The organism is Streptomyces collinus, from assembly GCF_031348265.1.
GTDB classification, from domain to species: Bacteria; Actinomycetota; Actinomycetes; order Streptomycetales; family Streptomycetaceae; genus Streptomyces; species Streptomyces collinus.
Map to the genome: position 1 here is coordinate 463575 of NZ_CP133771.1, position 19395 is coordinate 482969.

The 19395-nt window shown below is 71.9% G+C and carries 21 protein-coding genes; 14 read left to right on the plus strand and 7 right to left on the minus strand.

The window, feature by feature from the left end; genetic code table 11:
- Positions 1–140 precede the first annotated feature (140 nt).
- A complete protein-coding gene (locus RFN52_RS02075) occupies positions 141–575 on the minus strand; it encodes an ATP-binding protein (RefSeq protein ID WP_184854379.1) in 435 nt (144 codons plus the stop codon).
- 270 nt (positions 576–845) lie between these two features.
- Here RFN52_RS02075 and RFN52_RS02080 point away from each other — a divergent pair, with 270 nt between their 5' ends.
- The 3 genes from RFN52_RS02080 (at position 846) to RFN52_RS02090 (ending at position 3364) form a co-directional block, all read left to right on the plus strand.
- Positions 846–1067 (plus strand): hypothetical protein, encoded by a 222-nt coding sequence (locus RFN52_RS02080; RefSeq protein ID WP_184854378.1) that lies wholly within the window; start codon positions 846–848, stop codon positions 1065–1067.
- Positions 1068–1159: 92 nt separating this feature from the next.
- Positions 1160–2629: an aminotransferase class I/II-fold pyridoxal phosphate-dependent enzyme gene (locus RFN52_RS02085; RefSeq protein WP_184854377.1), complete on the plus strand. Its 1470-nt coding sequence runs from the start codon at positions 1160–1162 to the stop codon at positions 2627–2629.
- A 279-nt stretch (positions 2630–2908) separates the two neighbouring features.
- A complete protein-coding gene (locus RFN52_RS02090; RefSeq protein WP_184854376.1) occupies positions 2909–3364 on the plus strand; it encodes a cyclic nucleotide-binding domain-containing protein in 456 nt (151 codons plus the stop codon).
- A 4-nt stretch (positions 3365–3368) separates the two neighbouring features.
- Here the strand turns inward: RFN52_RS02090 and RFN52_RS02095 are convergent, their stop codons facing one another.
- Positions 3369–4661, minus strand: a complete 1293-nt coding sequence (locus tag RFN52_RS02095; protein WP_184854375.1) for an MFS transporter — start codon at positions 4659–4661, stop codon at positions 3369–3371.
- Between the two features lie 82 nt (positions 4662–4743).
- A complete protein-coding gene (locus RFN52_RS02100; protein ID WP_184854374.1) occupies positions 4744–5361 on the minus strand; it encodes a LysE/ArgO family amino acid transporter in 618 nt (205 codons plus the stop codon).
- A gap of 69 nt (positions 5362–5430) precedes the next feature.
- On the opposite strand from RFN52_RS02100, the gene RFN52_RS02105 reads away from it, so the two are divergent.
- A complete protein-coding gene (locus RFN52_RS02105) occupies positions 5431–6330 on the plus strand; it encodes a LysR family transcriptional regulator ArgP (RefSeq protein ID WP_184854705.1) in 900 nt (299 codons plus the stop codon).
- Positions 6331–6334: 4 nt separating this feature from the next.
- On the opposite strand, the gene RFN52_RS02110 is transcribed toward RFN52_RS02105, so the two are convergent.
- Positions 6335–7042 (minus strand): TetR/AcrR family transcriptional regulator, encoded by a 708-nt coding sequence (locus RFN52_RS02110; RefSeq protein ID WP_184854373.1) that lies wholly within the window; start codon positions 7040–7042, stop codon positions 6335–6337.
- 124 nt (positions 7043–7166) lie between these two features.
- Between RFN52_RS02110 and RFN52_RS02115 the strand changes: the two genes are divergently transcribed.
- The 3 genes from RFN52_RS02115 (at position 7167) to RFN52_RS02125 (ending at position 9212) form a co-directional block, all read left to right on the plus strand.
- Positions 7167–8384 carry a saccharopine dehydrogenase family protein gene (locus tag RFN52_RS02115; RefSeq protein ID WP_184854372.1) on the plus strand — a complete coding sequence of 406 codons (1218 nt, stop codon included), beginning with the start codon at positions 7167–7169 and terminating at the stop codon, positions 8382–8384.
- Positions 8385–8487: 103 nt separating this feature from the next.
- Positions 8488–8742: a WhiB family transcriptional regulator gene (locus RFN52_RS02120; RefSeq protein WP_030844076.1), complete on the plus strand. Its 255-nt coding sequence runs from the start codon at positions 8488–8490 to the stop codon at positions 8740–8742.
- A gap of 119 nt (positions 8743–8861) precedes the next feature.
- Positions 8862–9212 (plus strand): DUF488 domain-containing protein, encoded by a 351-nt coding sequence (locus tag RFN52_RS02125; RefSeq protein ID WP_184854371.1) that lies wholly within the window; start codon positions 8862–8864, stop codon positions 9210–9212.
- A gap of 19 nt (positions 9213–9231) precedes the next feature.
- On the opposite strand, the gene RFN52_RS02130 is transcribed toward RFN52_RS02125, so the two are convergent.
- Together RFN52_RS02130 and RFN52_RS02135 are read right to left on the minus strand one after the other, a co-directional pair.
- Entirely contained in the window at positions 9232–10905 is a 1674-nt protein-coding gene (locus RFN52_RS02130) for an FAD-binding dehydrogenase (protein ID WP_184854370.1), read from the minus strand.
- A 17-nt stretch (positions 10906–10922) separates the two neighbouring features.
- Positions 10923–11561 carry a TetR/AcrR family transcriptional regulator gene (locus RFN52_RS02135; RefSeq protein ID WP_184854369.1) on the minus strand — a complete coding sequence of 213 codons (639 nt, stop codon included), beginning with the start codon at positions 11559–11561 and terminating at the stop codon, positions 10923–10925.
- A 103-nt stretch (positions 11562–11664) separates the two neighbouring features.
- Here RFN52_RS02135 and RFN52_RS02140 point away from each other — a divergent pair, with 103 nt between their 5' ends.
- The 3 genes from RFN52_RS02140 (at position 11665) to RFN52_RS02150 (ending at position 14457) form a co-directional block, all read left to right on the plus strand.
- Positions 11665–12288 carry an alpha-ketoglutarate-dependent dioxygenase AlkB gene (locus RFN52_RS02140; protein ID WP_184854368.1) on the plus strand — a complete coding sequence of 208 codons (624 nt, stop codon included), beginning with the start codon at positions 11665–11667 and terminating at the stop codon, positions 12286–12288.
- Positions 12289–12436: 148 nt separating this feature from the next.
- Positions 12437–13183, plus strand: a complete 747-nt coding sequence (locus tag RFN52_RS02145; protein ID WP_184854367.1) for an MBL fold metallo-hydrolase — start codon at positions 12437–12439, stop codon at positions 13181–13183.
- Between the two features lie 41 nt (positions 13184–13224).
- Entirely contained in the window at positions 13225–14457 is a 1233-nt protein-coding gene (locus tag RFN52_RS02150) for a DUF4032 domain-containing protein (RefSeq protein ID WP_184854366.1), read from the plus strand.
- A 13-nt stretch (positions 14458–14470) separates the two neighbouring features.
- Here the strand turns inward: RFN52_RS02150 and RFN52_RS02155 are convergent, their stop codons facing one another.
- The gene (locus RFN52_RS02155; protein ID WP_184854365.1) at positions 14471–15352 is read right to left on the minus strand and encodes a universal stress protein; all 882 of its coding nucleotides are present in this window, start codon (positions 15350–15352) and stop codon (positions 14471–14473) included.
- A gap of 61 nt (positions 15353–15413) precedes the next feature.
- Here RFN52_RS02155 and RFN52_RS02160 point away from each other — a divergent pair, with 61 nt between their 5' ends.
- The 4 genes from RFN52_RS02160 (at position 15414) to RFN52_RS02175 (ending at position 19341) form a co-directional block, all read left to right on the plus strand.
- Positions 15414–15767 (plus strand): VOC family protein, encoded by a 354-nt coding sequence (locus RFN52_RS02160; RefSeq protein ID WP_184854364.1) that lies wholly within the window; start codon positions 15414–15416, stop codon positions 15765–15767.
- Between the two features lie 105 nt (positions 15768–15872).
- Entirely contained in the window at positions 15873–17549 is a 1677-nt protein-coding gene (locus RFN52_RS02165; RefSeq protein ID WP_184854363.1) for an NAD(P)/FAD-dependent oxidoreductase, read from the plus strand.
- Positions 17546–18991, plus strand: a complete 1446-nt coding sequence (locus RFN52_RS02170; protein WP_184854362.1) for an ATP-binding protein — start codon at positions 17546–17548, stop codon at positions 18989–18991. The genes RFN52_RS02165 and RFN52_RS02170 overlap by 4 nt, the downstream gene beginning before the upstream one ends.
- Positions 18988–19341: a UBP-type zinc finger domain-containing protein gene (locus RFN52_RS02175; protein WP_184854361.1), complete on the plus strand. Its 354-nt coding sequence runs from the start codon at positions 18988–18990 to the stop codon at positions 19339–19341. The genes RFN52_RS02170 and RFN52_RS02175 overlap by 4 nt, the downstream gene beginning before the upstream one ends.
- Positions 19342–19395: the final 54 nt, after the last annotated feature.

Here is a 19395-nt window from a genome sequence, read left to right on the forward strand (position 1 = left end):
CGCCTGGAGGGCCTCCGGGGCAGTCATACCGCTCCCGCTGGCGCGCCTCCGGTCCGAAGCACGAAACTGCGTCTGCCCTGACCCCGGTGGAACAAACTCCGCTTTGCAGTGCAATCTGTCGAGTGCCGGCTCACGGGCGTTCAGGACAGGGGGACGACAGCGGTGATGCACTTGCCCCCGGCGGGCAGGTCCGACACCCGGACATCGCGGGCGAGCCGGCAGACGATGGGCCAGCCGTGGCCGCCGTGCCGCAGCCGGCCGTGCGGATCGGTGCGGGGCGCGGTCACGGGCAGCGCGTCGCTGCGGTCGCTCACCGAGACGCGCACACCTGGACCGTCGACGTCCACCTGGAAGTCGGTGACGCCGCCGCCGTGCAGGATCGCGTTGGTGGTGAGTTCCGAGGCGACGAGCAGTGCGTCGGACAGGGCGTCCGTGTCGCACGGGGTGTGGGTGGCCCGGCAGCGTTCGGCCACGGCCCGCTCCACCGCCCGGCGCGCTTCGGCGGGTTTGCACGGCCGGGCCCGGCGGGCGCCGGGCGGCTCGAACAGTGAATCGATCATGTGCTCCTCGCACATTCTGCAGCTCCCTGACAGCACGGACGGAAAACGGGTCCGGACCGCGTTCCGGGGCCGCCCGCAGGGGCCTGCCCCGGGGTCCGCGGACCCCCTGCCTGCCTCGACCTTCCGCGGCATCCGGGGCGCGCACCGCGCGAGCACCGCGGTCTTACTCTTCGGCTCACCTCTCCCCGCACCTGCAAACCTCCGGTCCGGCCGGAAGACCCGAAAACACCCCGGACGGCTGTGACTCGATGTCATCTCCGTGCTCTGGCCGGGTAGGCGGTGTGCATGACCGATGTGGTGGATTCCGACGAGCTGTTGAGGCGTATCCAGCGTGCGAGGGAGTGCGCGGTGCAGGAGGAGCGGACGTGGCGGACCAGGAGCGAGGAGCTGGGCGCGACGGACCCGCAGGGGGCCCGGGACGCGACCGTGCGGCGGATGTCGTACGAGGCGGTGCTGCGGGTGCTTGACGAGATCGTGGCCCCGGGCAAACACGCCCCGGAGGGCTGACCGGGCGCAGGCCGGTGCCGCTGCGGGCGTGACCTGATGGCGCGGCGCACGCCGTACTGATTGCGAGGGCACACGCCGGGAACCCGGTGCGTATGACTGCCGACCACACGCGAGCACCCGTTCTGGAAGCACTGGACGAGTACCGGCGCAAGGGGCGTCTGTCGTTCACGCCGCCCGGGCACAAGCAGGCCCGGGGGGCGGATCCGGCGGTCCGGGAGATCCTCGGTGACGCGGTGTTCCACGGGGACGTGCTCGCCTCGGGCGGTCTGGACGACCGGCTCACCAGGGGCCGGGTGCTGCAACGGGCCCAGGAGCTGATGGCCGACGCGGTGCATGCCGAGCACACCTACTTCAGCACCTGCGGGAGTTCCCTTTCGGTGAAGGCCGCGATGCTGTCGGTCGCGGGCCCGCACGAGAAGCTGCTGATCGGGCGTGACGCCCACAAGTCCGTGGTGGCGGGGCTGATCATCTCCGGTATCGAGCCGGTCTGGACAGAGCCCCGGTGGGATGCCGGGCGGAACCTCGCCCATCCTCCGTCCGCCGAGGAGTTCGAGCAGGCCTTCGAGGCGCATCCGGACGCGCGCGGCGCGCTGGTCACGAGTCCCACGCCCTACGGCGGCTGCGCGGATCTGCGGGCGATCGCCGACGTCTGTCACCGGCGCTCACGGCCGCTGATCGTCGACGAGGCGTGGGGCGCGCACCTGCCGTTCCATCCGGATCTGCCGTCGTGGGCGATGGACGCGGGCGCGGACATCTGTGTGACGAGCATCCACAAGATGGGCAGCGGCCTGGAGCAGGGCTCGGTCTTCCACCTCCAGGGCGACCTGGTGCCGCCGGAGCTGCTGGGGATGCGGGCGGACCTGCTGGGCACCACCAGCCCCTCGGTGCTGATCTTCGCGGGCCTGGACGGCTGGCGGCGGCAGATGGCGCTGCACGGCAAGGAGCTGATGGGCGGTGCGCTGGAGCTCGCCGCCGAGGTCCGGGCCGCCATCGAGGAGATCGACGGGCTGCACGTCAACGACCGGAACGACTTCTGCGGCCCGGGTCTGGCCGACGACCTCGACCCGCTGCCCGGCGTCATCGACCTCACCAGCCTCGGAATCACGGGCTTCCAGGCGGCGGACTGGCTGCGCGAGCACCGGCACATCGACGCGCACCTGGTGGATCACCGCCGCATCGGCGCGCAGATCACCCACGGCGACGACCGGGAGACCACCGGGGAGCTGCTGGAAGCACTGCGGGACCTCGCCCGGGCGGCCGGTGACCTGCCCGGAGCGCCGAAGGTGGAGGTGCCCTCGCCATCGCAGCTGCGGATGGAGCAGGCGGTGCTGCCCCGGGACGCGTTCTTCGGACTGGTCGAGACCGTGTCGGTGTCCGAGGCGGCCGGTCGGGTCGCGGCCGAGATGATCACGCCGTATCCCCCCGGCATCCCCGCGGTCCTGCCGGGCGAGCGCCTGACCGAGCCGGTGCTGGCGTACTTGCGGACGGGGCTGGACGCGGGCATGCACCTGCCCGACCCCGAAGACCCGGAACTGGAGACGGTCCGCGTGCTCGCGGAGTGACTCCCCGGCGTGAAACAGGTCACGCCACCCGGTCCATGGGGCGCATACACCGCCTAGATGGTTTACCGTTCATTCATACGTGGTGACGGAGTCGACCCCTCGTCCTCCGTGCGCCACCGCTTACGGCCCTGGCTGGTCTCCCCCGTCCAGCCAGGGCTTTTTCATGCCCGGACGATCCGTCGCAAGAAGTCACGTACGCCGAGGTGCCCACGGCCCCGGCAGCGGCTGAAATGGCTTTAGGGACAGCACCGCAGTCGACCGCCCGGCGAGGAGCTCCGCATGACCAAAGCGATCAAACTCCTGACCGCCCTGCCTCCGCCCCAGCGGCAGCGTCTCATGACCCTCGCCCGGGAGGTGTCCTTCCCCGAGGACGCCCGGATCTTCGAGGCGGACGGCACGGCCGACCGCTTCTGGGTCATCCGCTCGGGCGCCGTCTCACTGGACCAGCAGGTGAACTCCTTGCAACGGGTGACCGTGGCCAGCCTCGGTGCCGGCGACCTGCTCGGCTGGTCCTGGCTGTTCCCGCCCTACACCTGGGACTTCGGCGCGGTGGCGTTCAGCCCGGTGCGGGCCTACGAGTTCGACGCCCAGGCCGTGCTGGGGCTGTGCGAGGAGGACCCGGAGCTGGGGATGATGCTGGTGCGCAACGTCGCTGAAGTGCTCGCGCACCGGCTGGAGATGACCCGGGGCAAGCTGATGGAGCAATACACCCTGCACCGGCGGGGAGCGCTGTGAGACGTCAGACGCGGTAGCGCCGCAGTGCCGGTACGGCGGCGGCCAGCACCAGCATCACCGCGACGACCAGGAATCCACCGCCCGCGACGGCGGTGCGGGGGCCGAAGGCGGATCCCGCGGTGCCGTGCAGCACGTCGGCGAGACGGGGGCCGCCCGCCACGACGACGGTGAACACGCCCTGCATGCGCCCGCGCATCTCGTCGGTGGCGGCGGACAGCAGTATCGCTCCGCGAAAGACCATGGAGACCATGTCGGCCACCCCGGCGAGGGCGAGGAACGCCACCGCGACCCAGAGGTTGCGGCTCAGCCCGAAGCCCGCGATGGCCACACCCCAGGCGACCACCGCCCCGATCACCATCCAGCCGTGCCGCCGGGCCCGGGAGAAGGTGCCGGAGAACAGCCCGCCCAGCACGGCGCCGATGGGGATCGCCGCGAACAGCAGACCCAGCGCGAGGCCTTCGCCGTACGGGGCGTACGTCTGGGAGGCGAGCTGCGGGAACAGGGCGCGGGGCATGCCGAGGACCATGGCGATGATGTCGGCGAGGAACGACAGCAGCAGCACCGTGTGCCCGGAGATGTAGCGGAATCCGGCGGCGATCTCCTTCACGCCCGCGCGCCGCACCGCCGCTCCGGCCAGGGGCGGCAGCGACGGCAGCCGGTAGACCGCCCACACCGTCACGCACAGGGCCACTGCGTCGATGAGGTACAGCTCGGGCAGCCCGATGACGGGGATGAGGGCGCCGGCGAGCAGCGGGCCCGCCACCTGCCCGGTCTGCATCACGGTCGAGCCGAGCGCGCCCGCGGCGGGCAGTTCGTCCTCGGGGACCAGCCGGGCTATGGAGGCGGTGCGGGCCGGCGCGTTCAGGCCCCAGAAGGCCTGCTGCACGGCGAGCAGCAGCATGAGCGCACCCACCGACTCAAGGCCCACGAAGGCCTGGAGCCAGAACAGCAGCGAGGTGACGGCGATGCCGCTGTTGGTGATCAGCAGCAGCTTGCGACGGTCCATGGTGTCGGCGATCGCCCCGCCCCACAGCGCGAACACGACCAGCGGCACGAGCCCCGCCAGGCTCGCGGCGCCGACCCACGCCGAAGAGCCGGTGATGTCGTAGATCTGCTTGGGGACGGCGACGGCGGTCAGCTGGCTGCCGACGGCCGTGACGATCGTCGAGCCCCACAACCGCCGGTAGGCGGGGCGGCGCAGGGGGCGGGTGTCCATGGCCCAGCGCCGCCAGCCGCGCCGCCGGGGCGCCTGCGGATCGGGGTCCCGCTCTTCGGTGGTGCTCTCGCTCGTGTCCACGCGCCGCTTCCTCGATGCTCGCTACATCTTTCGGGCGGGGATCACTATCGCACCAGCCGGTCCGGCCACCGCGGCCGAGGTGTCAGCTTCCGGCGATGAGCACGGCGCCGAGCACGATCATCGTGGCGGCGACCAGGCCGTCCAGGACGCGCCAGGCCGCCGGCTTGGCGAGGAAGCGGCCGAGCATCCGGGCGCCGAACCCGAGGACGGCGAACCAGCACAGGCTGGCCAGCACCGCGCCGAGGCCGAACGTCCAGCGCAGCTCGCCGTGGTCGGCGGCGACGGAGCCCAGCAGGAACACGGTGTCGAGGTAGACGTGGGGATTCAGCCAGGTCATCGCCAGGCAGGTGAGCACGGCCCGGCGCACCGATCCGGCCGCCTCCCCCTCGGCCCGCAGCGCGTCGCCACCGGGCCGGAACACCCGGCGGGCCGCCATCGCCCCGTAGACCAGCAGGAACGCGCCGCCGATCCAGCCGACCGCCGTCAGCGCGCCCGGCCACCGCACCACCACCGCGCCGACCCCGCCGACCCCGAGTGCGATGAGCGCCGCGTCCGACAGGGCGCAGATGGCGACCACGGCGAGGACGGCCTGGCGGCGGATGCCCTGGCGCAGGACGAAGGCGTTCTGGGCTCCGATGGCGACGATGAGGGACAGGCCGGTGCCGAAACCGGCGGCGCCGGCGGTGAAGGTGCTGGTCATGGCGTCGACGCTACGGACGCACCGGTCTGGGGTCCAGCTAAAGATTCTTACGTATCATTAGCAGGCATGATGATGACGGATCTTCCGCTGGATCAGGTGCGGACCCTGCTCGCCGTCGTGGACGAGGGCACGTTCGACGCGGCGGCGGCCGCGCTGCATGTGACGCCGTCGGCGATCAGCCAGCGGGTGAAGGCGCTGGAGCAGCGCACGGGCCGGGTGCTGCTGCTGCGGACGAAGCCGGTGCGGCCGACCGAGTCGGGTGAGGTGCTGGTGCGGCTGGCCCGCCAGGTGGCGCGGCTGGAGCACGACGCGTACGCGGAGCTGGGGCTGGCCGACAGCGGGGAGCCGATCCGGGTGTCGGTCGCGGTGAACGCGGACTCGCTGGCCACCTGGTTCCTGCCCGTCCTCTCGCGCGTCCCGGAGGAGCTGCGGCTCTGCTTCGAGCTGCGCCGCGAGGACGAGGACCACACGGCGGCCCTGCTGCGGGAGGGCACGGTGATGGCGGCGGTGACCTCGTCCCCTGACCCCGTGCCGGGCTGCTCGGTCCGGTCGCTCGGGAGGATGCGCTATCTCCCCGTGGCCGCGCCGGGCTTCGCCGCGCGGCACCTCGGCGGACCCCTGACGGAGGCGCTGACGGAGGTGCCCGTGGTGGTCTTCGACCGGCGCGACGACTTCCAGGACGGCTTCGTCCGGCGGCTCACCGGGGGCCGGAGCGGCGCGAGCGCGCTGCGGCATTACGTGCCGACCTCGGAGGGCTTCGTCGAAGCCGTGGCCGCCGGGCTGGGCTGGGGTCTGGTGCCGGAGCCCCAGGCGGATCCGCTGCTGGACGACGGCCGGCTCGTCGGCATCGCACCGGGCCGCACGGTCGACGTGCCGCTGTACTGGCAGCAGTGGAAGCTCGACTCGCCGGCGCTGGCGCAGGTCGCGGAGACGGTGACGGCGACGGCGGCGCAGGCGCTGCGGCCCTGACGGCTCAGTCCCGGACGGCCTCCAGCCGGGCCGCCGCGCTGTCCAGCAGCATCTCCAGGGCCGCCGGATAGGCGCTGGTGAGCATGCGTGTCGCGAGCAGGGGCGCCGCCTCGGCGATGCGCGGGTGAGTCGTGGCGGGCAGGTGGGCGTACGTCGAGCGCCACATGTCCTCGTCGGCGTGCAGGGAGTCGCTGGGCAGGGCCAGGGAGGCGGCATCCAGGGCGGCGAAGGCCAGGGTCTGGTCGATGAAGGCGTGGTAGATGCGCACGGTGTCGGGCAGCGGGAAACCGGCCGTGCGCAGGACGTCCAGGACGGCCTCGTCGGCGGCCAGCTCATGGGCCCGGCCCGTGACCCGGTTCGTGGTCAGCAGGGCCGCCTGCGGATGGGCGAGGTACGCGGCGTGGATGCGCAGCCCGAAGGACCGCAGGTCCGCCCGCCACTCCCCCGTGGGCCGCCAGCCCTGAAGGGCCTGGCCGATGAGCGCGTCGCCGATGGCGAGGGTCAGGTCGTCCATGCCCCGGAAGTAGCGGTAGAGCGTGCTCGGGTCGGCGTCCAGGGCGAGGCCCAGCCGCCGGGCGGTCAGTCCCGCGCTGCCGTGTTCGCGCAGCATGCGCAGCGCGGTCTCGACGATCAGCTCCTCGGACAGCACGGTGCCGCTCTTGGTGGGCCTGCGCCGACGGCGTTTCTCCTCGGGCACCACGGGCTTGGGCACAGCGGGCTCCCTCCCCGGGGACCGGCCCCGGTCCTTATGCCAACGCCATTGACCTTATGACAGGGGGCGGCGTTGTATCTCCCCAGGGGCGCGTCGCGTTCTTCGCAAATAGGGAGTTTCTGTCATGCGTGTACTGCTCGTGGGTGCCGGTGGTGTGGGCGGGGCGATCACCCGGATCGCGGCCCGGAGGCCGTTCTTCGAGGCGATGGTGGTGGCGGACTACGACCCGGACCGGGCCGAGGCAGCGGTCGCGGCCCTGGACGGCGACGCGCGGTTCACCGCGGAGCAGGTGGACGCGGGCGACGAAGCGGCCGTGGCCCGTCTGCTCCAGGGGCATCGCTGCGACGTCCTGCTCAACGCCACCGACCCCCGCTTCGTGATGCCGCTGTTCCGTGCCGCCCGCGCCGCGGGGGCCACCTATCTCGACATGGCGATGTCGCTGTCCCGCCCGCACACCGAGCGGCCGTACGAGGAGTGCGGGGTCAAGCTCGGCGACGAGCAGTTCACGCAGGCCGCCGACTGGGAGAAGGAGGGGCTGCTGGCCCTCGTCGGCATGGGCGTGGAGCCGGGCCTGTCGGACGTCTTCGCGCGCCACGCAGCCGACGAACTCTTCGACGAGATCGAGGAGATCGGCATCCGCGACGGCGCGAATCTGACCGTCGACGGCTACGACTTCGCGCCCTCCTTCAGCATCTGGACCACCATCGAGGAGTGCCTCAACCCGCCGGTCGTCTACGAGACGGGCAAGGGCTGGTTCACCACGGAGCCTTTCAGCGAGCCCGAGGTCTTCGACTTCCCCGAGGGCATCGGCCCGGTCGAGTGCGTGAACGTGGAGCACGAGGAGGTGCTGCTCGTACCCCGCTGGGTCGACGCCCGCCGGGTGACCTTCAAGTACGGCCTGGGCCGGGAGTTCGTCGAGACGCTGAAGACGCTGCATCTGCTGGGCCTGGACCGTACCGACCCGGTGGCCGTGCCCGGGCCGGACGGACCGGTGAAGGTCTCGCCGCGCGACGTGGTCGCCGCGTGCCTGCCCGACCCGGCGACGCTCGGCGAGCGGATGCACGGCAAGACGTGCGCGGGCACCTGGGTGCGGGGCGTGAAGGACGGCGAGCCACGTGAGGTGTACCTGTACCACGTGGTCGACAACCAGTGGTCCATGGCGGAGTACGGCTCCCAGGCGGTGGTGTGGCAGACGGCGGTCAATCCCGTCGTCGCGCTCGAACTCCTCGCCACGGGCGCCTGGTCCGGTGCGGGCGTGCTCGGCCCGGAGGCCTTCCCGGCCCGGCCGTTCCTGGACCTGCTGACGGACTACGGCTCCCCCTGGGGCATGCGGGAGCAGTGAACGGCTGTCCGGGAACGCCCTGTTTCAGCGCGCATCGACAGGTCACCCGAAACGGAGTAAGCAGACGAGAGAGCACGTTTCTACTGCGATGCAGGTGACTTCGATGGACAACTGGCGAGACCACGCTGCCTGTCGGCACGAGGACCCCGAGCTCTTCTTCCCGATCGGCACCTCCGGCCCGGCTCTGCTGCAGACGGAGCAGGCCAAGGCGGTGTGCCGACGGCGCTGCCCCGTGCAGGAGCAGTGTCTGCAATGGGCCCTGGACACCGGGCAGTCCATCGGCGTCTGGGGCGGGACGAGCGAGAACGAACGGCGTGCGCTGAAGCGCCGCACGGCCGCCCGCCGCCGCTCCGGCTGACATCACGCCCGCACCCCTGGGGATGCCCCGCTGCACCGCAGCGGTCCCCAGGGGTGCGGGCGTCCGGCCGGGGTTAGGCTCGCGGCACGTATCCGTGTCGCCGCGGAGAGGAGTCGACCATGAGCGTGCGCGTGCGCCGTGTCTACGATCCCGCCGAGCCGGAGGACGGGGTGCGGGTCCTGGTCGACCGGCTGTGGCCGCGCGGGCTGGCGAAGGACGCGGCCCGGGTGGACGAGTGGCCGAAGGCGATCACCCCGTCGACGGAGCTGCGGCGCTGGTACCACGCGGGCGAGGGCTCCTACGAGGAGTTCGCCGAGCGGTACGAGGCGGAGCTCGCCGCCGACGAGGCCGCCGAGGCCCTCGACGGCGTGCGCGAACTGCTCCGTAAGGGGGACGTGACGCTGCTGACCGCGTCGAAGACGCCACAGCGGAGCCACGCCGCCGTGCTGACCCGCCTCCTCGAAGGCTGAGGAGACGGGCCCGCGACCGTCAGGCGGTCTGCTTGGCCGCCGCCCGGCCCGCCGCCCGCCCCGAGAAGAGGCAGCCGCCGAGGAAGGTGCCCTCCAGGGCGTTGTAGCCGTGGACGCCGCCGCCGCCGAATCCGGCGACCTCACCGGCCGCGTACAGTCCCTCGACCGGCTTGCCGTCGGTCCCGAGGGCGCGGGAGTCCAGGTCGGTCTGGATGCCGCCGAGGGTCTTGCGGGTGAGGATGTGCAGCTTGACGCCGATCAGCGGGCCGGCCGCCGGGTCGAGGATGCGGTGCGGGGTGGCGACCCGGCCGAGGCGGTCGCCGATGTAGCGGCGGGCGTTGCGGATGCCCTGCACCTGGGCGTCCTTGGCGTAGGGGTTGGCGATCTGCAGGTCGCGGGCCTCGATCTGGCGCTTGATCCCGGCCGCGTCGAGGAGCGGCTTGTCGGTGAGCGCGTTCATCTTCTCGACGAGCTGCTCGACGGTGGACGCGGTCACGAAGTCGGCGCCCTTGCGCAGGAACGCGTCGACCGGTCCGGGCGCGCCCTTGCCGAGGATGCGTTCCTTGAGGAATCCGGCGCGGTCCTTGGCGGTGATGTCGGGGTTCTGCTCGGAGCCCGACAGGGCGAACTCCTTTTCGATGATCTTCTGCGAGAGAATGAACCAGGAGTGGTCGTAGCCGGCGATGTCCTCGGTGGTACGCAGGTGCTTCAGGGTGCCGAGGGTGTCGTAGCCGGGCAGGAAGGGCCCGGGCAGGCGGCGGCCGAGGGCGTCGAACCACATCGAGGACGGTCCGGGCAGGATGCGGATGCCGTGGCCGGGCCAGATCGGGTCCCAGTTCTGCAGGCCCTCCGTGTAGTGCCACATGCGGTCGCGGTTGACCAGCCGGACGCCCGCCTCCGCGCTGATGTCGAGCATGCGCCCGTCCACGTAGGCGGGGACGCCGGTGACCATCTCGCGCGGCGGGGTGCCGAGGCGTTCGGGCCAGTAGCGGCGGACGATGTCGTGGTTCGCGCCGATGCCGCCGCTGGTGACGATGACGGCCTGGGCGGTGAGTTCGAACTCGCCGATCGCGTCGCGGCTGGAGGCGACACCCCGGGGTGAGGGGTCCTCGGCCAGGACCGTGCCCCGCACACCCCGGGCGGTGCCGTCCTCGACGACGAGTGCGTCGACGCGGTGACGGTGGTGGAAGGTGAGCAGCCCGTCGCGGGCGGCCTGCCTGGCGTAGCGCACGAACGGTTCGACGACGCCGGTGCCCGTGCCCCAGGCGACGTGGAAGCGGGGCACGGAGTTGCCGTGCCCGTGTGCGGTGAGGTCGCCCCGCTCGGCCCAGCCGACGGTGGGCAGGAACGTGATGCCGTGCCCGTCGAGCCAGGACCGCTTCTCCCCCGCGGCGAACTCGACGTAGGCGCGGGCCCAGCGCACGGCCCAGGAGTCCTCGTCCTCCAGCCGGTCGAAGCCCGCGCTGCCGCGCCAGTCGCTCCAGGCGAGGTCGAAGGAGTCCTTGATGCCCAGGCGCCGCTGTTCAGGCGAGCCGACGAGGAACAGCCCGCCGAAGGACCAGAAGGCCTGGCCGCCGAGGTTGCCCGCGTTCTCCTGGTCGACGAGGGCGACCCGCCGGCCCCTGCTGGTCAGCTCGTGCGCCGCGACCAGACCGGCGAGACCCGCTCCGACGACGATGACATCGGCATCCATGGCGACCGTTCCCTTCTTCAGTTCTTCGAGTGGGCGAGGGTGCCGCTGCCATCGGTCAGCAGGGCCGTGAGCAGTTGCTTCAGCCAGGCACGGGCGTGCTCCACGTCCCGGTCCAGCAGCAGTTGCGTGGTGACGCCGTCGTATGCGGCGACCACGGCACGGGCGGCGCCGTCGGTGTCGCCCAGTACGGCGGGCAGCGCGGTGTGCCCGCGTGCCCGGCCGAGCCGGTCGGCGATGGCCTGCCGCAGCCGCGCGCGGTGTTCGAGCAGGCCCCGTGCGACCTCCGGGTCGCGGGCGGCGTGCACGAGGAAGTCCGTCTTCACCAGGAGCCAGTCACGGTCGAGGAGCAGCACGTCGGTGACGCGGTCCACGGCGGCGGGCACGTCGAGGTCCGGCCCGTCGAGGGCGAGGGCGCCGGACACCTGCTCGGCGATCAGGTCGGCCCGCTGGCGGTAGAGCGCGAAGAACAGCTCGTCGAGGCTGGAGAAGTTGGAGTAGAAGGCGCCCCTGCTGTAGCCGGCGGCCTCGCAGACCTCCTCGATCGAGACGTGCCCGAAGCCTTTGGCCGCGAACACGGAGAACGCCGCGTCGAGGAGGTTGGCGCGGGTGTGGACCCGGCGCCTCGTCACGCGCCCGGCGCTTCCCTCGGCAGCCATGCCCGGCCCTCCTTTCGATACAGGACTGTATTGGATACATCGATGTATCGAAAGAGTGAGCGTTTCATGGAACATATTTTCGATTAAGAGGTACGCTGACTGCATGCACCTCCAGGGCTCCCTCTTCGACCAGGCCGACGAGCTCCGTCTCGGCTCTCTCGACGGGATCAGCCGTACCCACCTCGGCTTCGGCGCCTGGCTGGACACGCTGCCCGGGTGGCTCGGCGGCTCGGACGACCTGTTCGAGCGCCTGGCCGCCGAGGTCCCGTGGCGGGCGGAACGGCGCACGATGTACGACAGCGTCGTCGACGTTCCCCGCCTGCTCGCCTTCTACGGCGCGGACGACCGGCTGCCGCACCCGGTGCTGGCCGAGGCACGGGACGCGTTGAGCGCCCACTACGGCGAGGAGCTGGGCGAACCGTTCACCACCGCCGGACTGTGCTACTACCGCGACGGCCGGGACAGCGTCGCCTGGCACGGCGACCGGATCGGACGCGGGGCGCGCGAGGACACGATGGTCGCGATCCTGTCGGTCGGAGCCCCCCGCGACCTGCTGCTCCGCCCGCTGCGAGGTGGCCGGGACACCGTGCGCCGCCCCCTGGGCCACGGCGACCTCGTCGTGATGGGCGGTTCCTGCCAGCGCACCTGGGAGCACGCGATCCCCAAGAGCGCCCGGGCGACGGAACCGCGCATCAGCATCCAGTTCCGTCCGCACGGCGTGCGCTGAGCACGTACCGAACGTCCAGCCGCGCTGAGCAGGTGAACGCCCCCGCCGCACGGCCCCGTTGCGGCGGACCCGGCGATTCCGTCCGCCGCGGGATCTGCTTTTCTTCTCCCGTCGGGCCGGTAACCGGGACCACACGAGGCGGGCGATCATGCGGGCGGACGTACAGCAAGTCGCGGACGGCACCTACCTGGTGCACGGTTCGAACACCAACTGGGTGATCCTCACGGAAGCGGACGCCGTCACGCTGGTCGACACCGGCTACCCCGGTGACCGGGAGCAGGTCCTCGCCTCGCTCACGCAGGTGGGCAGCTCCCCGGAGGCGGTCGCCGCCGTGCTGATCACGCACGCGCACAACGACCACCTGGGCAGCGCGGAGTACCTGCGCGCCACGTACGGCACGCCCGTCTACCTGCACGAGGCCGAAGTGCCGCACGCGCGCCGGGAGTTCCTGCACCAGGTGTCCGTCGGGACGGTGCTGCGCAACGGCTGGCGGCCGGGAGTGCTGCCCTGGGCGGTGCACGCGCTGCGTTCGGGGGGCACGACCCCCGTCCCGGTGACGGCTCCCCAGGCCTTCCCGACGGCGGGCGCGCTCGACCTGCCCGGACGGCCGGTACCGGTGCACACCCCGGGTCACACCGACGGGCACTGCGCCTACCACCTGCCCGGCACCGGGGTGCTGATCTCCGGGGACGCCCTGGTCAGCGGGCACCCCACCTCGCGGGTCGAGGGACCTCAGCTGCTGCCGGACATGTTCCACCACGAGCGGCCCCGCGCCCTGGCCTCCCTGGACGTCCTGGCGGAGCTGGAGGGCGGACTGCTGCTCCCGGGGCACGGGCCGGTGCACCGCGGGCCGGTGCGGGACGCCGCTCTCCGGGCCCGGGAACGCGCCCTCTAACCTGATGTCACGATCGGCGGCGAGACAAGGACACCCGGCCCATGGCACTGCAGATCAGCGCGACCAACCCGGAGCACCCCGCGCTCCTGCTGGAACTGCCCTGGGACGTGCCCCTGGAGGAGTGGCCGGAGGAGTACCTGGTGCCGCTGCCGCGGGGCATCTCCCGGCACGTGGTGCGCTACTCCCGGGCGGGCGACGAGGTGATCGCCGTCAAGGAGCTGGCCGAGCGCCCGGCGCGGCGCGAGTACGACATGCTGCGCGACCTGGACCGGCTCGGCATCCCGTCGGTGGATCCGCTGGCCGTGGTCACGGGCCGCACCGACGCGAGCGGCGCCCCGCTGGAGAGCGTCCTGGTCACCCGGCACCTGGGCGGTTCGATGCCCTACCGCTCGATGTTCGAGACGACCATGCGGCCGGCCACCATGCACCGGCTGATGGACGCGCTCGCCGTGCTCCTGGTGCGGCTGCACCTGGCCGGGTTCGCCTGGGGCGACTGCTCGCTGTCCAACACCCTCTTCCGGCGCGACGCGGGCGCCTACGCCGCGTACCTGGTGGACGCCGAGACCGGTGACCTGCATCCGCAGCTCAGCACGGGGCAGCGTGAGTACGACCTCGACCTCGCCCGCGTCAACATCAGCGGCGAGCTGCTGGACCTGGAGGCGTCGGGGGCGCTGCACCCGTCCGTGGACCCGATCGAGTTCGGCATGGAGATCTGCGCCCGCTACCGCGGCCTGTGGGACGAGCTGACCCGGGCCTCCGTCTACCCGGCGGGCAAGTACCACTACATAGAACGCCGGATCCGCCGCCTGAACGACCTCGGTTTCGACGTCGCCGAGATGCAGATCGAGCACGCCTCGAACGGGGACACGGTCAGCTTCGTGCCCAAGGTCGTCGACGCGGGCCACCACCAGCGGCAACTGCTGCGCCTGACCGGTCTCGACACGGAGGAGAACCAGGCCCGGCGGCTGCTGAACGACCTGGAGAGCTGGATGGCGACCCAGGACGACTACGCCCCCGGCGACCCCCTGGGAGCCCGCCCCGAGGTCCTCGCCCACCGCTGGGTGCGGGAGGTGTTCCGGCCGACCGTGCGGGCCGTACCGCTCGAACTGCGCGGTGCGATGGACCCGGCCGAGATCTACCACCAGCTCCTCGAACACCGCTGGTACCTGTCCGAGCGGGCCCAGCACGACATCGGCCTCGACGCGGTGGTCGAGGACTACATCCGGAACATCCTGCCCATGGCCAGCAAGACACTGCAGCCGACGGCGGAATGAGGGACCGGAGCCCTTACACGGGCGGCACCACCGCCACCGGGCAGTCGGCATGGTGCAGCATCCCGTGTGCCACCGAGCCGATGCGGGCCCCGACGGCCGTGCGGTGGGCCCGGCGGCCGACGACCATCAGCTGGGCCGTCCCGGCCACCGACAGCAGCACCTGGCTCGCGCTGCCCATCTCCACGTGCTCCTCGACCGCCACGTCGGGGAAGCGTTCCCGCCAGGGCCGGACCGCGGCGGCCAGGCGCTTCTTCTCGTACGGCTCCAGTCCGCCGGCCTCGTCGAGGAGCTTCAGCGAGCCCGGGCTGTAGGCGAAGACGGGCGGCAGGTTCCAGGCCCGTACGACCCGGACGGTCGCCCCGCGCGCGGCGGCCGTCTCGAAGGCGAAGCGCAACGCCTCGGCGCTGTCCTCCGGGTCGCCCTGCTGGCCGACGACGATCTCGCGCCCGGCGGCCTCGGACGAGGGCTGGTCACCGGACCGGACGAGCACCACGGGCCGGGTGGCCGCGGCGATCACCTGCTGGCCGACCGAGCCGAGCAGGAAGCCGACGATGCGGCCGTGCCCGCGCGAGCCGAGGACCAGCGTCTCGGCGTCCGCCGCGGCGGCGACCAGGGTGTCGGCCACCGGGCCCTCGATGACGTCGGTGGTCACCGCGAGGTCCGGATGCCGTTCGGTGACCGTCCCCACGGCCTCGGTCACCGCGCTGTGCACCCACTCGCCCTGGCTGTCCGCGTCCCCCTCGATCCCCGCTTCCAGCGCCTCCTGCGGCTGGAACCGCCAGGCGTGCACCACGCGCAGCGGCCGGTCGCGCCGGACCGCCTCCCGCGCCGCCCAGGCGAGGGCCGCGAGGCTCTCCTGCGATCCGTCGACCCCTGCGGTGATCGGGCGTGTCATCCGGCTTCTCCCTCGTCGAAATCCCTACGTGCTCATGATCAGTCTTCACTACACTGCCCGCATGTCACTGGAGTGGGAGCAGGTAATGGTGGACTCGGCCGATCCCGAGGCCCTGGGCCGCTGGTGGGCCGAGGCTCTGGGCTGGGTGGTGGTGAACGACGAACCCGACGAGTTCGAGATCCGGCCCACCGCGGACCGGACGCCGGGACTGCTGTTCACTTCGGTGCCGGAGCGTAAGACGGTCAAGAACCGTCTCCACCTCGATTTCCGGCCCGACGACCAGAAGGCCGAGGTGGCGCGGCTGCTGGCGCTCGGTGCGCGGCACGCCGACATCGGGCAGGGCGAGCAGCCGTGGGTGACGCTCGCCGACCCGGAGGACAACGAGTTCTGCGTGCTGGGGGCCTTCCACAGCTGATCCCGTATCCGGGCGCTGGGCGGCGATCGAACATACGATGGGCGGAGGTCGGCGCGGTGCTCCGGGGCGCCGTGCCGTGAGTCGACCGCCCGGTGTGGGGGACGTATGGCACAGGCCGCCGATTCGGCGCGGACCGTCATCATGACCGTGGACGACGACCCGGGTGTCTCCCGGGCCGTGGCCCGGGACCTGAGGCGGCGGTACGGCGCGTCGTACCGGATCGTGCGGGCGGAGTCCGGCGCGTCCGCGCTGGACGCGCTGCGGGAGCTGAAGCTGCGCGGCGACCTCGTGGCGGTGATCCTGGCCGACTACCGGATGCCGCAGATGAACGGCATCGAGTTCCTCGAACAGGCCCTGGACGTCTACCCGGGCGCGCGGCGCGTGCTGCTGACCGCGTACGCGGACACGAACGCCGCGATCGACGCGATCAACGTCGTCGACCTCGACCACTACCTCCTGAAGCCGTGGGACCCGCCCGAGGAGAAGCTGTACCCGGTCCTCGACGATCTGCTCCAGGCGTGGCGGTCCAGTGACTTCCGGCCGGTGCCCAGCACCAAGGTCGTGGGGCACCGCTGGTCGTCGCGCTCCTCGGACGTACGGGAGTTCCTGGCCCGCAACCAGGTGCCGTACCGCTGGTACTCCTCCGACGAGCCGGAGGGGCGGCGGCTGCTGGCCGCGGCCGGCGCGGACGGGATGCGGCTGCCGGTGGTGATCACACCGGACGGGACCCCGCTGGTCGAGCCGGAGGCCGTCGACCTCGCCGCCCGGGTCGGCCTCGCGACGACCCCGACGGCCGACTTCTACGACCTGGTCGTCATCGGCGGCGGCCCGGCCGGGCTCGGCGCGGCGGTCTACGGCGCTTCCGAGGGGCTGCGGACCGTGCTGGTGGAGCGGTCGGCGACCGGCGGGCAGGCGGGCCAGAGCTCGCGCATCGAGAACTACCTGGGCTTCCCCGACGGCGTGTCGGGGGCGCAGCTCACCGACCGGGCGCGGCGGCAGGCGTCGAAGTTCGGCGCCGAGATCCTCACCGCCCGCGAGGTGACGGCCCTGGAGGTCAACGGCGCAGCCCGGATCGTCCGGTTCTCCGACGGCTCGGCGGTCGCCGCGCACAGCGTGATCCTGGCGACCGGCGTGTCCTACCGGCAGCTGGCGGCGCCCGGCTGCGAGGACCTGACCGGCTGCGGGGTGTACTACGGGTCCGCCCTGACGGAGGCCCCCGCCTGTCAGGGGCAGGACGTGTACATCGTGGGCGGCGCCAACTCGGCCGGGCAGGCGGCGATGTACCTGTCCCGGGGCGCCAAGTCGGTGACGCTGCTGGTGCGGGGCGAGTCGCTGGCGGCGTCGATGTCGCACTACCTGGTCCAGCAGATCGAGGAGTCGCCCAACATCCGGGTCCGGGCCCGCACGGTCGTCGAGGAGGCGCACGGTGACGGCCGGCTGGAGCGGCTGACCCTGCGGGACGTGGACAGCGGTGAGACCGAACAGGTCGACGCCCAGTGGGTGTTCGTGTTCATCGGCGCGGCCCCGCTGACCGGCTGGCTGGACGGCACGGTGCTGCGGGACGAGCGCGGGTTCATCCTCGCCGGGCCCGATCTGACCGCCGACGGCCGCCCGCCCGAGGGCTGGGAGCTGGACCGGCCGCCGTACCACCTGGAGACCAATGTGCCCGGCGTGTTCGTGGCGGGAGACGCCCGCTCCGAGTCCGCGAAGCGGGTCGCGTCCGCCGTCGGAGAGGGAGCCATGGCCGTGATGCTCGTCCACCGGTATCTGGAGCAGTCGTGAGCGGGCGGACGGCGCCGTGCGACCCGCAGGAGATCGGGGCGCTGTTCCTGTTCGAGAAGCTCACGCCCGAGCAGCTCGGCCGGCTGTGCGCCGAGGGGCGCGTGGAGCGGTTCGAGCCCGGGCCCGTGTACGCCGAAGGGGACCCCGCCACCTGCTTCTACGTGATGCTCGAAGGCACGGTGGTGCTGTACCGCCGGGTCGGCGGGGACGACGTGGAGGTGACCCGGACCTCCCAGCGCGGGGTGTACGCGGGGTCGATGCAGGCGTATCTGGGCGACCGGGTGCGGCAGGTCTACAACAACTCCATGCGCGTCACGGAGCCGACGCGGTTCTTCGTGCTGCCCGCCGACACGTTCGCGGGGATCATGCAGGAGTGGTTCCCGATGGCCGTGCATCTGCTGGAGGGGCTGTTCTTCGGTTCGAAGAGCGCGCAGCGGGCCATCGGCCAGCGTGAACGGCTGCTGGCGCTGGGCTCGTTGTCCGCGGGGCTCACGCACGAGCTGAACAACCCGGCAGCGGCGGCCGTGCGGGCGACGGCGACTTTGCGGGAACGGGTCGGCAAGATGCGCCACAAGCTGGCGGTCATCGCGCAGGGTTCGTACTCCCCGGAGGTCATGGCCAACCTGATCGACATCCAGGAGCGCACGGCCGAACGGGTCGCGAAGGCACCGGCGCTGAGTCCGCTGGAGGCCTCCGACCGGGAGGACACCGTGACCGACTGGCTGGACGACCAGGGCATCCCGGAGGGCTGGCGGATCGCGCCCACCTTCGTCCAGGCCGGTCTCGACGTGGACTGGCTGGACCAGGTCAAGGCGGCGGTGGACGAGGACATCCTGCCCAGCGCGATCGGGTGGCTCAACTACACCGTCGAGACCGAGCTGCTGATGGACGAGATCAACGACTCGACCGCCCGCATCTCGCACCTCGTGGACGCGGCGAAGCAGTACTCTCAGCTCGACCGGGCGCCCTTCCGCCACGCCGACGTGCACGAACTCCTCGACTCCACGCTGCTGATGCTGTCGGGCAAGATCGGCAAGCGGATCAAGGTCGTCAAGGACTACGACCGTACGCTGCCGGAGATCCCCGCGTATCCGGCGGAGCTCAACCAGGTGTGGACGAACCTCATCGACAACGCGGTGGCGGCGATGAGCAGTGCCGGCGGGGAGGGGACGTTGACGGTGCGGACGGCCTCGGACCACGACCGGCTGCTGGTGGAGTTCCGCGACACGGGCGTCGGGATCCCGGCGGAGGACCGTGGGCGGATCTTCGATCCCTTCTTCACGACCAAGCCGGTGGGTGAGGGGACCGGGCTCGGGCTCGACATCTCCTGGCGGATCGTGGTCAACAAGCACCACGGGAACATCCAGGTGGAGTCGGAGCCGGGCGACACGCGTTTCCAGGTACTGCTTCCGCTGACAGCGGTCGAGGAGGAGTCGGCATGAGTGCGGAGAACGGAATCGACCCGGGTGCCGCGCCGAGCGGCAGTGGCTGCGCGGAGTGCGACGCGGCGGGCGGGTGGTGGTTCCATCTGCGGCGGTGTGCGCAGTGCGGGCACGTGGGGTGCTGTGACAGTTCGCCGGCGAAGCACGCGACGGGGCATTTCCGGGAGACCGGGCATCCGTTCGTGCAGAGCTTCGAGCCGGGTGAGGACTGGTACTGGAACTACGAGACGAACGAGTTGTACGAGGGCGGGCCCGAGCTGGCCGAGCCGGCGAGTCATCCGGCCGACCAGCCCGCGCCGGGGCCGGCGGGGCGGGTGCCCGGCGACTGGGCGAAGATTCTGCGCGCCTAGCAGACCGAGGCTTTCCGACGCACGGTGGACGCGCTGGCCGGTGGCCCGTCGCGC

Excerpts from the sequence above, each read along its gene's own strand:
- RFN52_RS02075 (WP_184854379.1), bottom strand. The coding sequence starts at position 575 with ATGTGCGAGGAGCACATGATCGATTCACTGTTCGAGCCGCCCGGCGCC.
- RFN52_RS02080 (WP_184854378.1), top strand. The coding sequence starts at position 846 with ATGACCGATGTGGTGGATTCCGACGAGCTGTTGAGGCGTATCCAGCGT.
- RFN52_RS02085 (WP_184854377.1), top strand. The coding sequence starts at position 1,160 with ATGACTGCCGACCACACGCGAGCACCCGTTCTGGAAGCACTGGACGAG.
- RFN52_RS02090 (WP_184854376.1), top strand. The coding sequence starts at position 2,909 with ATGACCAAAGCGATCAAACTCCTGACCGCCCTGCCTCCGCCCCAGCGG.
- RFN52_RS02100 (WP_184854374.1), bottom strand. The coding sequence starts at position 5,361 with ATGACCAGCACCTTCACCGCCGGCGCCGCCGGTTTCGGCACCGGCCTG.
- RFN52_RS02105 (WP_184854705.1), top strand. The coding sequence starts at position 5,431 with ATGATGACGGATCTTCCGCTGGATCAGGTGCGGACCCTGCTCGCCGTC.
- RFN52_RS02115 (WP_184854372.1), top strand. The coding sequence starts at position 7,167 with ATGCGTGTACTGCTCGTGGGTGCCGGTGGTGTGGGCGGGGCGATCACC.
- RFN52_RS02120 (WP_030844076.1), top strand. The coding sequence starts at position 8,488 with ATGGACAACTGGCGAGACCACGCTGCCTGTCGGCACGAGGACCCCGAG.
- RFN52_RS02125 (WP_184854371.1), top strand. The coding sequence starts at position 8,862 with ATGAGCGTGCGCGTGCGCCGTGTCTACGATCCCGCCGAGCCGGAGGAC.
- RFN52_RS02130 (WP_184854370.1), bottom strand. The coding sequence starts at position 10,905 with ATGGATGCCGATGTCATCGTCGTCGGAGCGGGTCTCGCCGGTCTGGTC.
- RFN52_RS02135 (WP_184854369.1), bottom strand. The coding sequence starts at position 11,561 with ATGGCTGCCGAGGGAAGCGCCGGGCGCGTGACGAGGCGCCGGGTCCAC.
- RFN52_RS02140 (WP_184854368.1), top strand. The coding sequence starts at position 11,665 with ATGCACCTCCAGGGCTCCCTCTTCGACCAGGCCGACGAGCTCCGTCTC.
- RFN52_RS02145 (WP_184854367.1), top strand. The coding sequence starts at position 12,437 with ATGCGGGCGGACGTACAGCAAGTCGCGGACGGCACCTACCTGGTGCAC.
- RFN52_RS02150 (WP_184854366.1), top strand. The coding sequence starts at position 13,225 with ATGGCACTGCAGATCAGCGCGACCAACCCGGAGCACCCCGCGCTCCTG.
- RFN52_RS02155 (WP_184854365.1), bottom strand. The coding sequence starts at position 15,352 with ATGACACGCCCGATCACCGCAGGGGTCGACGGATCGCAGGAGAGCCTC.
- RFN52_RS02160 (WP_184854364.1), top strand. The coding sequence starts at position 15,414 with ATGTCACTGGAGTGGGAGCAGGTAATGGTGGACTCGGCCGATCCCGAG.
- RFN52_RS02165 (WP_184854363.1), top strand. The coding sequence starts at position 15,873 with ATGGCACAGGCCGCCGATTCGGCGCGGACCGTCATCATGACCGTGGAC.
- RFN52_RS02175 (WP_184854361.1), top strand. The coding sequence starts at position 18,988 with ATGAGTGCGGAGAACGGAATCGACCCGGGTGCCGCGCCGAGCGGCAGT.